The sequence below is a fragment of the Parabacteroides sp. AT13 genome, assembly GCF_002272965.1.
In the GTDB taxonomy this organism is placed as follows: Bacteria; Bacteroidota; Bacteroidia; order Bacteroidales; family Tannerellaceae; genus Parabacteroides; species Parabacteroides distasonis.
Window position 1 is genome coordinate 103821 of the sequence record NZ_NQMH01000001.1, and the last position, 13410, is coordinate 117230.

Below are 13410 nucleotides of genomic sequence, written 5' to 3' on the forward strand. Positions count from 1 at the left end.
AACAAAAGAGAAGACAATGAATGACAAAGAACTGACACATGACGATTTTTTGCAAAGGCTCGACATCCGGGATGTACTGCTCGATGCCGGTTATCGCCAGAACCGACGCTTCGGTTTGCGTCTCTCTTCGTTTATCCGCACGGACAGTGAGGGAAAGCGTATCCGGGGCGACAAGTTCGTCATCACACAGCATGGGAAGTGCTGTTGCCAGCCACCCCGGCAGAAGGAATACAACGTCGTTTCGTTCATCAAGGAACACCCGCATCTTTTTGCAGAATACCATGAGGGCATAAATCCGGATCGGCTGGTGGAACTCGTATGCTACCGCCTTCTGCATTACCCTATTCCCGAACAGGAAACCCGCACAGGACAACCCCAGCGGGACACCCGACCGTTCGACATTGCGGACTACAACATTCAGAAGTTCGATCCGCAGGACAGGGGTACGCAGGAGAAGTTTGCACCCTATTTCGAGAAAAGGGGTATCGACCTCTGTACGCAGCAAACCTTTCACCGGGACTTCTGTCTGGCGACCCGACACAGCGAGGACGGTCAGAGGCGCACTTGCCTCGCCTTTCCGATGACGTTACCCGAAGATGCGGATAAGATCGTAGGATTCGAGAAGCGAGGACACGCCTACACGGACGGTAACTCCAGCTACGACGACATGACCGAGGGCAACCATTCGGGGGAAGGTGTATGGATTGCCAGTCCTGCCCGGACAGCTCTTTCGGAAGCCAAGCATATCTACTGGTTCGAGAGTGCCAGCGAGGCAATGGCCTACTACCAGCTTCATCAGGCGAAAAACCAAGAGCTACGAAAGGCGGTCTTCGTCTCAACGGGCGGCGAACCTACCGAGAAACAGATGCGAGGCGTGCTTGAGCTTACGATCCCGGCCCGGCAGCATATCTGTTTCGACACCGGTCGGGAGGGGTGGAAGTTTGCCCAAACCCTGCAAAAGGAAATCTGCCGCACGATACGCTCCACCATCGAGGAGACACCGGAGCGGAAACCATATCTCGATTCCATACCGGACGGCAATGATCTGGACGAAGGAGAATTTTATCTGTTGCCCAAAGGCGGCTTGCAAGAGAGCTGCATACGATTCGATGCCGAACGGGAAGAAGCCATATCAATGAGTTCGAGCAGGTTGTGTGCCCCGGAAGATGTGCAGGACCAAATAGATACCATGAGGAAGTGTTACCGTGAGTTCCGTGAGAAATTACAGGATTTTCTCGGTATCGACAAGGAGCATGATGTCGCCATTTCCCGTGAAATGCCGGACTGTCGCTATACAGGCTGGAATGAACAATTGCTGGCAGAGCAACAGCAAGAATCGGTCCGTGAAGAGTCGGTCAGAGAGGAAGAACCTGAACAAGAACGACAAACACATTTTCGCCGATGACTATGCAGCATTCCATACAAGACGAGCGGAATATCCTTCTGCGGCCGCATACCGGGCAATTCGTCATCGACGAACTGCCGCTGATGTTCGTGTGCATGGCGGGGCTGGTGTACGGCGGCATGGAAGGTCTGCCGTTGAGCAGTATGGCGAGAATCGTTTCCTTATTTCTGCTCCTCGTGTTGCTGTATCGCTTCATCTACCTGCGTCGGATACGTTACAGGGTCGGCGAAGAACAGCTTGTCAGCGAACACGGCATTTTCATACGCAGGGTGGACTACATGGAACTGTACCGTATCGTGGACTTTCAAGAACACCAGAGCCTCCTGCAACAGATTTGCGGGTTAAAGACGGTTCGCATTCTCTCGATGGACCGGAACACGCCAAGGCTCGACCTTATCGGCGTCCGATGCGGAAACGACATCGTGGCGATTATCCGTGAACGTGTGGAAATCAATAAACGAAAAAAGGGAATCTATGAGATTACGAATCATTAGTATATGGGCGGTCTTGATACTTGCCGGTCTGCTTCCGCAACTGGCCAAGGCGCAGATTGCCGCCTCAAACCCGCTGGAATGGGCGGCGTTGGCCGAGGGCAATGAATTGATTAACGGCCAGATAGACAAACAAATCAAAGGACAGACGCAGACCGCCTTGATGCAAAACAGTATCGCAGCAGAGTTCAATCGCATACACGAGTGGGAGAAACAGTACAACAGCTACCTCAAGACGGCGAGCGGCTATGCCTCGTCGCTGAAAGCCTGCACGCACCTCTATAATGACGGTGTACGGATTTTCCTCACACTGGAAAAATTGGGCAAAGCGATACGGAACAACCCGCAGGGTATCGTCGCCAGCATGAACATGAACAACCTCTATATCGAGACAGCGACGGAACTGGTCTCCGTGTTCACGCTGCTGAACGATGCCGTGGCCAAAGGCGGCATGGAAAACATGCTCACGGGGGCGGAACGGAGCAAAACCCTGTGGGCTTTGAACGACCAGCTCGCGGCATTCAGCCGGAAACTGCATCTGCTCTATTTGAGCCTGCGCTATTATACCCTGAACGACGTGTGGAACAACATAACGGCGGGTATGATAGACCGCAGCAACGGCGAAGTGGCCCGTCTGGCCATGTCCCGCTGGCGCAGGGCGGCAGCCACCGCCCGTTGAAAAAAGGACAATAAAAAACGAAGAACGATGAAGCGGATAATCTCGATATGGATTCTGTTGCTGTGCGCCGGTATCTCGAAGGTACAGGCGCAGAACGATGCGACCCTTGCGGGAATGATTCTGGTTTATACCAACAAGGCCGAGAAGGAACTGAAAAACCAAGAGAAGGTCATGCTGATGCAAACCACAGGGCATGTGTGGACAAAAGAAGAAGTGGAAGGTACGACGGACTTGCAACGGGAGTTCAACAATTACCTGAACTCGTTCCGTTCGATTGTCTGCTATGCGGCGCAGATTTACGGTTTCTACCATGAAATATCGCAGCTTACGGACAACATGGGCGACTTCACCAAACAATTGAGCAGACATTCGACGGGTGCATTGGCTGTCGCCCTCTCCACGCGGCGCAACCAGATTTACCGGGAGATGATATTGAACAGCGTGGAGATTGTGAACGACATCCGCACGGCCTGCCTGTCGGACAACAAGATGACGGAAAGGGAACGTATGGAGATCGTGTTCGGCATACGTCCGAAACTCCGGTCGATGAACCGGACGCTGCAACGGCTGACTAAAGCCGTGAAATATACCAGGATGGGCGACATCTGGCGGGAAATCGACGAGGGTGCACGCCCTGTTGCGGACAAGTACGACATCGTGAAAGCCGCCCAAAGACGATGGCGGCAAAATGGAAGAAATGTTAGACCCTAAAAAAGAATAAAAATATGGGAGCTTGGGATACGATATTGAAATACGGCGGAAAGGCCATGAAAGGCATGGGCAAGGCCGCCAATGCGACGGGAAAAAGTGCCGGTCATGCGGTACTGCATCCCTCGCAGACCCTTCGGGGAGCCGGGCAGGCGGTCAAAATGGCCACTACCGGAGCTGCCGTCGGCTATGTGGGCTGGGAAAAACTGACCACCGACAAAAGTGTCGCACGGATCGTCAGTGAGGCCGTAGTCGGCAAATCCGCCACGGATGCCCTTGCAGGTACGACCGAAGACATGAAGGAACTGAAAGACAAAGCCGGAGAGACGGTCTCTGCCATAGGCGAGGCTGTGGGAGGCGCGGACTCGAAACTGAACGGGGTGTCGAACTTCCTGCGGGAAGCCTCCGGCGGTGGGTTGTTCAACATGCTCAGCGGCTTTTTGCGAAACCTCGGAGGAGGCAATGTGTCGGGGTTGAACATTGCAGGACTGATTGCGGCGGCGTACCTCGTGTTCGGACGTTCCGGCTGGCTGGGTAAAATCGCCGGTCTGTTCCTGGGCATGATGCTTATCGGCAACAATGCGGGCGTTGTCCGCACGGTTCCCTCGGAAACGGTATCGAGGACACAGACGCCGACACTCTCTCCGGAGGAACAAGCGCAAAGCGGAGGAATGAGAAGGTAGGAACACATAAAAAATATATATCACAATGAAATATACGGAAGAAATGATCCTGCACTCGGACAGCGGTTACTGTATGCCGTTCGAAGAGCCGCGGGGAAAAGACGTGGAACTGTCGCTCGGTTACGGCGAGCAGGTACACCCGACAACGGGAGAAAAGTTCTTTCATCACGGGATAGACTTCAAAGCGCGGTACTACATACTGTCGGCTGTGGCCAGTGGCATCGTGTCGGGCGTGGGAAACGACCCGGTACACGGCATTTGCCAGACAGTCCGTTACGGCGGGTACGAGGTGACATACGGTCTTCTGTCGAATGTGTTCGCACAATTCGGACAACGGGTGAAAGCCGGACAAACGGTGGCTTTGAGCGGTGAACGGCTGCATATAGAAGTCAAATTCAAGGGCGAGGAGCTGAACCCGATAGAGTTCCTGACCATGTTGTACGGCAACATCAAGGCTTTGCAGGAAACCGACGGCAACGGCCCTGCAGGTTTTTACGATGCGGAAACGGGAGTAAAAAACGACTACGAGAAGGACCAAAGGGAAATAGAAGAGCTGATGCTCCGCTTTCTGCCGCTTTACATGGAGGATTTGCAGCGGGGAGCGTACACGGTGCCCGCACATACGGAACAGTCGCTCCGCCACATCTTCACGATGGGAGCGATGAAAGAGTATTTCTACGAGCAGATGCCGAGCATAGCCAATCCCCTCGGACTGGGGCGCAAAGCCATGCCGCTTGCCTGCAAAGTTCAGAACCTGCTGATAGCGGATTTCCTGAACTACCTTGCCCTGCGGCATGAGGTGTACCTCTCCACAATGGGCGGCGAGGTAAAAAAAAACTTCATGACGAAGCTGTAGCGGGCTGCGGACTCATCGACCCGCTGGCGGAGTTGGACATCGACATCCAGAGTTTCGACATATCGAGGATTGTCTCCGTCTATCCCGACCGCGCCGGAGTCCGCTGGTGGACAAAAGCATGGTTCAACAACAGGGAAGAAGGGGAAGCCTCGGTGGAAATCGAACGGGAACAGGCGGTACGCTTCATTCAAGACCGTATCGAAAAAGATGCATGGCTCGAAGAGTTTTTCCCCAAGCAAATGGAAGTGTACCACAACGCCATCGAACAAACGAAGGAACAACTGCTGAAACAGATAAACATGATATAGAAAGATATTGATTATATGGACGAAATCAAACATAGCAGGAGGTTTGCGGAAATAGAGACCCTCATGGGCAGTTATTTCCGCCATCATCTCGTCCCCGTCATGACGCAGACGCAAACCTACCTGACCGAGAAGCAGGGCGAGGAAATGAAGGAGTATTCGACTTCCATAAGCGGCATACTCGGCATGATGGCGTCGGCGGGCCAACCGCTCTCCGACCCGTACCAAACACTCAAGGTAACGGGAGAATGGAACTCCAAAACGACAGAGGACTACATCGAGATGTGCAATAAACGGATTCTCTCGTCGGAAGAAATACAGCACGATCTCGCCTACATGGCCGGAGAGTGGCGCGATACCGTCGTGCAGGAAGTCGGACGCGAGCGTTACGACGAACTGTCGCAGGAATTGGGCTGTGACCTCGCCTACGTTTTCGTGGACTACCGCGTGGAGCAACTGATGATAGACCATCTGGTGAAGGAACGTATGCCCAAGTCCTCGGCGGACTACATCATCCGCAAAGCGGCTGAATCAAGCCTGTTGGGGTTGCCTCAGGCGTTGAGCCGCTCGCCGCTGGCCGAAGAGATAGAGAAACGCGGAGAGGCCGCCTATCGTCCGAGCAAGTTGGAAAAAGGAGCAGGTTGGGTGTTGGGGGCTTCAGCCGATACCGTCATGCTGGGCGGTGCAGGTTCGTGGGCGAGCTTCGCACGGTTCATCGGAGCGGATACAGCCATCTCGGCCGTTGCCGATCACTTCGGGGCAGAAGAGACACAGACGCTCTCTGCAGAGGAGTGTATCAGCAAGGGTGTGTTCGGCAGCGAAAGCAATGTGTTCGAGGGATTCCGTAAGGAAGCAGCGGCGATTCCACCCAAAGAGAACACACTCTTGGCCGAAGCCAACGGAGAGTTACAGAAAAAGATACCGATTATAACATTCGATTTTATGGATTGGTGGAAAACAGACAGTATAAATATGCCGTGGCGGGAAGAAACTGCCGGGGAAGAACGGAAGCGGGCGGAACGGTATAAAGATGTGCCGATGGTGGTCGCTCCCGGACAGGAGGAAGCCTATCTGCAAGACTTGGAAAGAGGGAATACCGAAACGGAACAAGCCGGTCAGGAATCCGAACAGAGGGAAAAAGAGGCGAAAGAAGTGCAGGTTTCCACAGTCTCCACCGAGAAAACGATACGGGAAGAGCCGTCCGGGCAAGAACCGCAGACCATACAGACCAACGAGAACGGTTGGGATGGACTGACCCGTTTCCTCGGACTGGAAGGTTTCAGCGAAGTCATGAGTAATCCGGGCAGTGTGTTGGCCATGCTGCCAGACATGCTATTGGGTATATTCACAGGCAAGACGCAATCACTGGGACTGAAAGAAAACCTGCTGCCGATAGCGAGTATCGTGGCGGGCATATTCGTCAAGAATCCGATGCTAAAGATGTTGCTTATCGGCTTGGGTGGTGCGAACCTGCTGAACAAGGCGGGGCACGAGGCACTGGGAAAAGAAAGGACGGAGAGAAACGGAAATGTGGCCACGACCGACAAAAAGGTGCAGTACAGACGCTATCCCGATGAGCCGCTCAATCCACGTATTGTGAATCCGGTACTGCAAGGCAATACCCTTATTGCCACGATAGACCACGTGCCCTGCACGGTGCAGCTTAATTCCACGGTGGCGGACGCCTACCGTGCCGGTGCCTTGCCGCTGAACACGCTGGCCAATGCCGTGCTCGTCCAAAGCGACCGACTTCGCCAGATGGCTTCGCAGAACTATGACAACGGACAACAGGAGACCATCGTGCGGACACGGGGCATTCAGTAATATCATTTCGTAACCGACAAAAATTTTGGAATATGAAAGAGAAATCGCAGATAGAAAAGAATGCCGAGGAGCGACAGATAGAGTTGCTCTCCACGGCTTTGAACGAAGCATCGAACGCTGGAGGCCACTGGCTCAACGCCGCTGGCAAAGGTTTTCCAAAATTCTACCCGCGCGGTGTCGCCGTCAGCCCGTTCAACGGGTTGTTTATGGCATTGCATTCGGACCGGAACGGGTGCAAGACCAACCTGTTTACCCTTTACAGCGATGCCAAGGCTCGCGGCACATCTGTCCGTGAGCACGAGCAGGGAGTCCCGTTCCTGTTCTATAACTGGAATAAGTACGTCCATCGCAACAATCCGGAGGACATCATCAGCCGAGACGCCTATCTGAAACTGGACGAGGAGGTGCAGAAACAGTACAAGGGCATACATAACCGGGAGATCCGCACACTTTTCAATATCGACCAAACGACACTGCCTTACGTGGATAAGGAGGAATACGATATGGTATTGCTGAAAGACGGCAGTGCCGTGGAACGGGGATATTCCGAGGCCGACGAACGGCGATTGCATATCCGTTTCAACGACTTCCTGCTGAAAATGCGGGACAATCTCGTGCCCGTGCGTTCGGACGGAAGCGGAATGCCCCATTACGAGACAGACCGCGATGCGGTCTATATGCCGCGCCAACGGGATTTCGGACACTACAACGATTATGTACAGGAGGCACTGCGGCAAATCGTAAGTGCCACGGGACACCAGCAACGGCTGGCCCGTGAAGGCATGGTGATGAAAAACGGTATGGGTCCCTCGGAAGATGCCCTCAAACAGGAACGGCTAATCGTGGAGGTGGCTTCGGGAATCAAAATGCTGGAATTGGGACTGCCCGCCCGTCTGTCCGACAAAAGCCTTGAACTGGTGGACTACTGGAACCGGGAACTCAAGGAGAACCCCAACCTGGTGGACGCCCTCGAAAGCGACGTGAACAACGCCCTCGAAGTAATCCATAAGGCAGAACGGGGCGAGAAAATCGAATATGCCACGATGCGCAACCGCCGGCAGACCTCGGACATGCAGGAGCAGTTACCCAAGCATTTCTATGTAGCTGACGAGATCCGGAAACACCCGAACAAGGAGGACAAGACCATTGTCATTGTCATCGACCCGTCCTCGAAATCGGCGGATGTGATACTCCCTGCCGGTGCGTCGCCGGAAGTGGACAATGAAGTGCCGGGCATGAACAAGGCCCGTATCGGCAGGGCTTTGCGAAGGGAAGGGATCGAAAACGTGCGTTTCTTCAATCCTGACGGCGCATGGGGGTATAGGCCCGATGATACTTATTTCGCCCAAAAACAGGTGTCACTGGCCCGGCTGAAGAACTGGGCGCTGGAGATGCTCTCCACATTGGACGTAACGCCTGCGGTCAAACGGGCGGACGAAATCGGCTTCGACCAAGTACAGATGATTCAGGACGACAAGAACCGCTGGGCACTGTATCTGAAGCCCGAACATCAGAGCGGGTACAGTATCTATCCCGACAAGGACGACCTGAACCGCTTCTTCTCCACCCTCAAACAGTCGATGGACAATATCGAAAATGTACGCATGGAGCTGGCGCACAAGTATTATGCGCTGGCGGAAACACAACCCGACCTGAAAGTGGACCTGTTCAGCAGCGGGGCGCAGGACATTGACCTGAACCGGATTCAGCGGGTGTCCGTGTTCAAGACCAAACAAGAAGGGACTCTGTGCGTGGCGACCATTGACGGAAAGAAATTACAACCCCGAAGCGTCACCCGGCAACAATGGCAACGCATGTGGGTGGCGGAGGACCGTGCCAAATACAAATGCCATCTGGCGGCCACGCTTTTCGCCGACGTACTGCGCAAAGGACAGACGCAGGAAGAGAGTGCCGGAAAGAAACAAGGAGAAGAGGATACCCAGCAGCAGGATAAAGACAAGAATCCTAAACAAACCGCCGGGGAAGCCCAGAAAGCCGGTTCATCCCTAAAAGAGTTGTCCATAAAAGATATGCCGGAACAACTGTATGGCAAGTATGAGCAAATCAAAGAAGAACAACCGGAAGCGGTCGTCCTTTTCAAACATGGGAACAACTATTATGCTTCCATGTATGATGCGGAGACCATTGCGAACGAACTGAACCTGCCTCCGAGCAAAGAACGCGTTCCGTATGATGCAAACAAAATCATATTGGTATTCGAGCATGACAATGAGGAAACAAGGCAGCAAATTCATGCGCTACGGGCATACGTGATGGATTGTGACGGTATGTCCAAGGCACAGCAAAACGGGCCTGCAGAAACAACCGACGAAGAGAACGAACAACGTCCAACCATGAGGAGGTAGAAATATGGCAAACAAGAATCAAGAATATACGGAACAATATGCAGACTATGCGATGGAACAGATGCGGCGGTACGGCATTCCGGCCTCCGTGACGCTGGCACAGGGCATACTGGAAAGTTCCAACGGACAGAGCCGTTTGGCGCAGAATGAGAACAACCACTTCGGTATCAAGGCCACGCCCGAATGGATTGCCGAGGGTGGCCGGTACAGCCTGTATTCCGATGACAAGCCGAACGAGAAGTTCTGCAGTTACGACAGTGTGGGCGATTCGTATGAGCATCACTCACGCTTCCTGAAAGAGAACAACCGCTATGCCCGTTGTTTCTCGCTCTCTCCCGACGACTACAAAGGCTGGACGCTGGGGCTCGAAAAGGCGGGCTATGCCACGGGCGGGCATTATGCCGACAGTCTGCAACGTATCATCGAGCAGAACGGGCTGCAAAAGTACGACCGTCAGGTCATGCAGGAGATGGAAGCGCAGGGAAAGCGGTTCGGTGTGGAAGAGAACCCGCTCCGGGAAGCCGGAAATGCAGTGGACTATTCGTTTCCGGTGGAACGGAAAGAGTTTCTTTTCGTCACCTCACCGTTCGGTATGCGGCAAGACACCAAGGACGGGACAAAACGAATGCACACAGGCATGGACATCCGATGTAACAACGGCGATGCAGTGCTGGCGACGGAACAAGGCGGCAAGGTCGTCGCTGTCGGAAACAAATCGCTCACGGTGGAATACCCCCGTGCGGACGGCTGCAAAATACAGTGTACCTACAAAAACCTCGGCGAGGTATTCGTGAGAACCGATGATACAGTACAGGCCGGAAATCGGCTCGGTAAATCGGGCAAGAGCGGGGAACACCTGCATTTCAGTGTCCGGCAAATTCATGCGGACGGTACGCAACGGGACGTCGATCCGGCAGCGTATCTGGCTGAAATCGCACAAAAGGGCAACATCAAACAACAAGTGTTGCATAACGGCAACGACCTGTTCGCCAAATATAAAAGTCCGGAGAATGCCAAGGAAAACCTTTCACCCGATGCATGGATGAAAAAACTGCTCTCCTCGGAGGACAGCGGCGTGGGACTGTCAGGGTGTAGCGACCCTATCGTGGAGATGGCCATGACCGCTTTTACCTCCCTGATGTTGCTGGCGACGCAAATCGACAGCAAAAACGAGGAAGAACAAAAGGCGGCCATTTCCGAGGCGATGGACCGCCGGGAAATCGACCTGACATCGCTGTTGCCCGGCATGAAAAGTTGCGACCTCGTGATCGGGGAAAACGGGCGGGCTGTCCTGCAAGCGGACAACGGAAGCGTCCAGGTATCGCGGGAACTGACCTCTGCCGAGTTAAGCCGCCTGTCGGTGACGCTTAACGACGGTTCTCTTTCGGAAGAAGCCAAACGACTGCGTGTGACTGGACTGTTGAACACGGTCATCCTCTCGGAGGCAGCCTCGCTGAATTTCGAGCAGGGAATGGCCGAGCAACGGGGACAGACGGAAATCCTGAAACGATAAAATCCGAAAGCCATGATAAAACGCGTGATGATACGGTTATGCGGGTATCTATTCGGACTATCCGTCTGCGTCCTGCACATTCTGCTCTGTTACCTGCTGCTGGGCTGGGTGACAACGCTCGTCGTCATGGGGGTGCAGTTGCTGATTGCAGCAGGATTCATCTACATAAGGATACGTGCTCCTGATTAGGGCCGCCACCAGTCTGTTCAACTTCAATTCATAGGACCCTGTTTGTCAGATGGTATATGTGTATCATTAAAAGACAAAAGCAAAATGATTAAATGTAATGTTACGGTATGCGGCACGATAGGCCGCAATGCTTCGGCGAGAACAAACAAGGAAGGAAATTCGTTTCTGTCTTTTCCGCTACGTGTCACGATTCCGGACCGAGACGGTCAAAACGAAGTTATCGAAATCAGTGTCAGCAAAGACGGCTCCCAAGAGGAGGCATCAGGTTATCGGAACGGTTCGCACGTGGAGATTACAGGAACGCTGTTTCTGAAACGCAGGGGTGACAAACTCTATTTCAACCTTTTTGCAGACCGTATCGATCCGGTTGCCTCAGACACGGCGGATTTTCTCAAAGGAGATATGGCATTTCGCGGTAAAGTGGGCAAAAATATCGAGGAACGGAAAGACAGGAACGACAAACCCTACACGATGTTCTCGGCATTCAGCATCAAGAAGGTCGATGAGAATTTCGAGTACCAGTGGGTGCGCTTCTTCTGCTTCGACAGGCAACGCGAAGAGTGGTTGCAACCGGGTGTCAAGGTAGAGGCCAAGGGCGAACTGACGGTCTCGGTACATAACGGGAAGCCGGACATCTCCTGCCGAGTGGAAGAATTGATGCAATATGTTCCCGAATCGGATAACTCCAATCAGTAGCAGTCATGGCCGGTTATAGAAAGCGAAATACAGAGGGACCGAACAGCGAGGATAAGGCGCTGGACCTCTTTGCCGAGATGATGATCGAGAAAATCGAAAGCATCCAGAAAGATTGGCACAAGCCGTGGTTTACCGAGGGTGTACTGCAATGGCCGCGTAACCTGTCGGGGCGCGAGTACAACGGTATGAACGCCCTGATGCTGCTCCTGCATTGTGAGAACGAAGGGTACAAGATTCCCCGTTTCTGTACGTTCGACTGCGTGCAGCGGCTCAACAAACCCGGTAAGGACGGACAAGAACTGCCAAGGGTATCTGTGCTGAAAGGCGAGAAATCCTTTCCCGTGATGCTGACCACATTCACCTGCATACACAAGGAGACAAAGGAAAAAATCAAGTATGACGATTACAAGAAGCTCTCCGACGAGGAGAAGGCGCAATACAACGTCTATCCCAAAATGCAGGTGTTCCGGGTGTTCAATGTCGCCCAGACCAACTTGCGGGAGGCACGACCGGAGTTGTGGGAGCAGTTGGAGGTAGAGAACGGGAAAAGGATCGAAAACGGCGAACATTTCAGTTTCGCGCCCGTCGATACGATGATTCGGGATAACCTTTGGATTTGTCCTATCAAACCGAGACATCAGGACGAAGCATACTACTCGATTACGAGAAACGAGATAATCGTGCCCGAAAAAGAACAGTTCCAGTCCGGAGAAGCCTTTTACGGAACGCTGTTTCATGAAATGGTCCACTCCACCGGCGCCGAGGGTGTTCTCGACCGCCTCCAGCCGACATCTTTCGGCTCGAAAGAGTATGCCCGCGAGGAACTGGTGGCCGAACTCGGCAGTGCACTGATCGCACAACGCTATGGCATGACCAAGCATATCAAGGAAGACAGTTGCGCATACCTCAAAGGGTGGCTCGATGAATTGAAGGAATCGCCACAGTTTATCAAGACGACGCTTCTGGACGTGAAAAGGGCTTCGTCAATCGTTACTCAAAAGGTGGATAAGATTGCACAGGAGTTGGAACAAAATGTTACTGAAGAGCAAGAGAACAAACACTCGACCAAGGAACGTATCTTTTACGCATCGGTGGCTTATCTCCAATCCACCGATGACACGACGCAACTGGACGAATTGAAGGACAAAGGCGACTACAAGGGATTGCTGGCACTCGCCAAGGAGTATTACGACGGCAACGGTATGGACGAGCAGCATACATTCGCTTCTCCCCTCCAGAACCGGGGAGATGATCTGCTAATCGAGGATAAAGACTTTGCCGTAGTGTACAACGGAAGTGTCGGGGGCACTTACGACATCATGCTGAAGTACACGGAACAGGAGGTGCGAGACCATATCCGGCGTTACGGAACCGACCGCGCCAGCGATGATGTGAAAGAGGTGGCCAAGGATATGGCGGCGGAAGAGTTTGATGTCCTGAAACATCAGAAACTCCCGATGTTCGAGATGCCGAACGGAAAACATCTGTTCGTCTGGTATAACAGGGAAACCGACACGCTCAATGCCGGACCGTTTACCGGTACGGATATACCCGACAGACACCGCTTCGCTTACAACCATTGTCTGTCGATGGAAGCCAACCTGCAAAGCGTGAACGAGAAACTGGAGGGTATGGAAGAATACCAGGCCGAAGTGCAAGAGGAAAGCTACATCAGCGGTCTGCACCGATAACGGA

12 protein-coding genes are annotated in these 13410 nt (G+C 53.3%); all 12 read left to right on the forward strand.

Features of this window, described 5'->3' with window-relative positions; all coding sequences use genetic code 11:
- Positions 1–16: 16 nt before the first annotated feature.
- Entirely contained in the window at positions 17–1405 is a 1389-nt protein-coding gene (locus tag CI959_RS00530) for a toprim domain-containing protein (RefSeq protein ID WP_005776169.1), read from the forward strand.
- Positions 1402–1899 carry a PH domain-containing protein gene (locus CI959_RS00535; RefSeq protein WP_004289391.1) on the forward strand — a complete coding sequence of 166 codons (498 nt, stop codon included), beginning with the start codon at positions 1402–1404 and terminating at the stop codon, positions 1897–1899. Before CI959_RS00530 ends, CI959_RS00535 begins: the two co-directional genes overlap by 4 nt.
- Positions 1880–2575: a hypothetical protein gene (locus tag CI959_RS00540; protein WP_004289392.1), complete on the forward strand. Its 696-nt coding sequence runs from the start codon at positions 1880–1882 to the stop codon at positions 2573–2575. Before CI959_RS00535 ends, CI959_RS00540 begins: the two co-directional genes overlap by 20 nt.
- A gap of 27 nt (positions 2576–2602) precedes the next feature.
- Positions 2603–3286: a hypothetical protein gene (locus CI959_RS00545; protein ID WP_004289393.1), complete on the forward strand. Its 684-nt coding sequence runs from the start codon at positions 2603–2605 to the stop codon at positions 3284–3286.
- A 14-nt stretch (positions 3287–3300) separates the two neighbouring features.
- Positions 3301–3966: a hypothetical protein gene (locus CI959_RS00550; protein ID WP_004289394.1), complete on the forward strand. Its 666-nt coding sequence runs from the start codon at positions 3301–3303 to the stop codon at positions 3964–3966.
- A gap of 25 nt (positions 3967–3991) precedes the next feature.
- On the forward strand, positions 3992–4822 hold the full coding sequence (locus CI959_RS00555; RefSeq protein ID WP_004289395.1) for a M23 family metallopeptidase: 831 nt from the start codon (positions 3992–3994) through the stop codon (positions 4820–4822).
- Positions 4823–4845: 23 nt separating this feature from the next.
- On the forward strand, positions 4846–5130 hold the full coding sequence (locus tag CI959_RS00560; RefSeq protein WP_029429260.1) for a hypothetical protein: 285 nt from the start codon (positions 4846–4848) through the stop codon (positions 5128–5130).
- A 15-nt stretch (positions 5131–5145) separates the two neighbouring features.
- Positions 5146–6951, forward strand: coding sequence for a hypothetical protein (locus tag CI959_RS00565; protein ID WP_004289397.1), 1806 nt, complete (start codon positions 5146–5148; stop codon positions 6949–6951).
- Between the two features lie 32 nt (positions 6952–6983).
- A complete protein-coding gene (locus tag CI959_RS00570) occupies positions 6984–9317 on the forward strand; it encodes an ArdC-like ssDNA-binding domain-containing protein (protein ID WP_004289398.1) in 2334 nt (777 codons plus the stop codon).
- A gap of 4 nt (positions 9318–9321) precedes the next feature.
- Positions 9322–10830 carry a glucosaminidase domain-containing protein gene (locus tag CI959_RS00575; protein ID WP_004289399.1) on the forward strand — a complete coding sequence of 503 codons (1509 nt, stop codon included), beginning with the start codon at positions 9322–9324 and terminating at the stop codon, positions 10828–10830.
- A 273-nt stretch (positions 10831–11103) separates the two neighbouring features.
- Positions 11104–11715, forward strand: a complete 612-nt coding sequence (locus tag CI959_RS00585) for an OB-fold nucleic acid binding domain-containing protein (protein ID WP_004289401.1) — start codon at positions 11104–11106, stop codon at positions 11713–11715.
- Between the two features lie 5 nt (positions 11716–11720).
- Entirely contained in the window at positions 11721–13406 is a 1686-nt protein-coding gene (locus CI959_RS00590; protein WP_004289402.1) for a zincin-like metallopeptidase domain-containing protein, read from the forward strand.
- The last annotated feature ends 4 nt before the right edge of the window (positions 13407–13410 follow it).

Excerpts from the sequence above, each read along its gene's own strand:
- CI959_RS00530 (WP_005776169.1), top strand. The coding sequence starts at position 17 with ATGAATGACAAAGAACTGACACATGACGATTTTTTGCAAAGGCTCGAC.
- CI959_RS00535 (WP_004289391.1), top strand. The coding sequence starts at position 1,402 with ATGACTATGCAGCATTCCATACAAGACGAGCGGAATATCCTTCTGCGG.
- CI959_RS00540 (WP_004289392.1), top strand. The coding sequence starts at position 1,880 with ATGAGATTACGAATCATTAGTATATGGGCGGTCTTGATACTTGCCGGT.
- CI959_RS00545 (WP_004289393.1), top strand. The coding sequence starts at position 2,603 with ATGAAGCGGATAATCTCGATATGGATTCTGTTGCTGTGCGCCGGTATC.
- CI959_RS00550 (WP_004289394.1), top strand. The coding sequence starts at position 3,301 with ATGGGAGCTTGGGATACGATATTGAAATACGGCGGAAAGGCCATGAAA.
- CI959_RS00555 (WP_004289395.1), top strand. The coding sequence starts at position 3,992 with ATGAAATATACGGAAGAAATGATCCTGCACTCGGACAGCGGTTACTGT.
- CI959_RS00565 (WP_004289397.1), top strand. The coding sequence starts at position 5,146 with ATGGACGAAATCAAACATAGCAGGAGGTTTGCGGAAATAGAGACCCTC.
- CI959_RS00570 (WP_004289398.1), top strand. The coding sequence starts at position 6,984 with ATGAAAGAGAAATCGCAGATAGAAAAGAATGCCGAGGAGCGACAGATA.
- CI959_RS00575 (WP_004289399.1), top strand. The coding sequence starts at position 9,322 with ATGGCAAACAAGAATCAAGAATATACGGAACAATATGCAGACTATGCG.
- CI959_RS00585 (WP_004289401.1), top strand. The coding sequence starts at position 11,104 with ATGATTAAATGTAATGTTACGGTATGCGGCACGATAGGCCGCAATGCT.
- CI959_RS00590 (WP_004289402.1), top strand. The coding sequence starts at position 11,721 with ATGGCCGGTTATAGAAAGCGAAATACAGAGGGACCGAACAGCGAGGAT.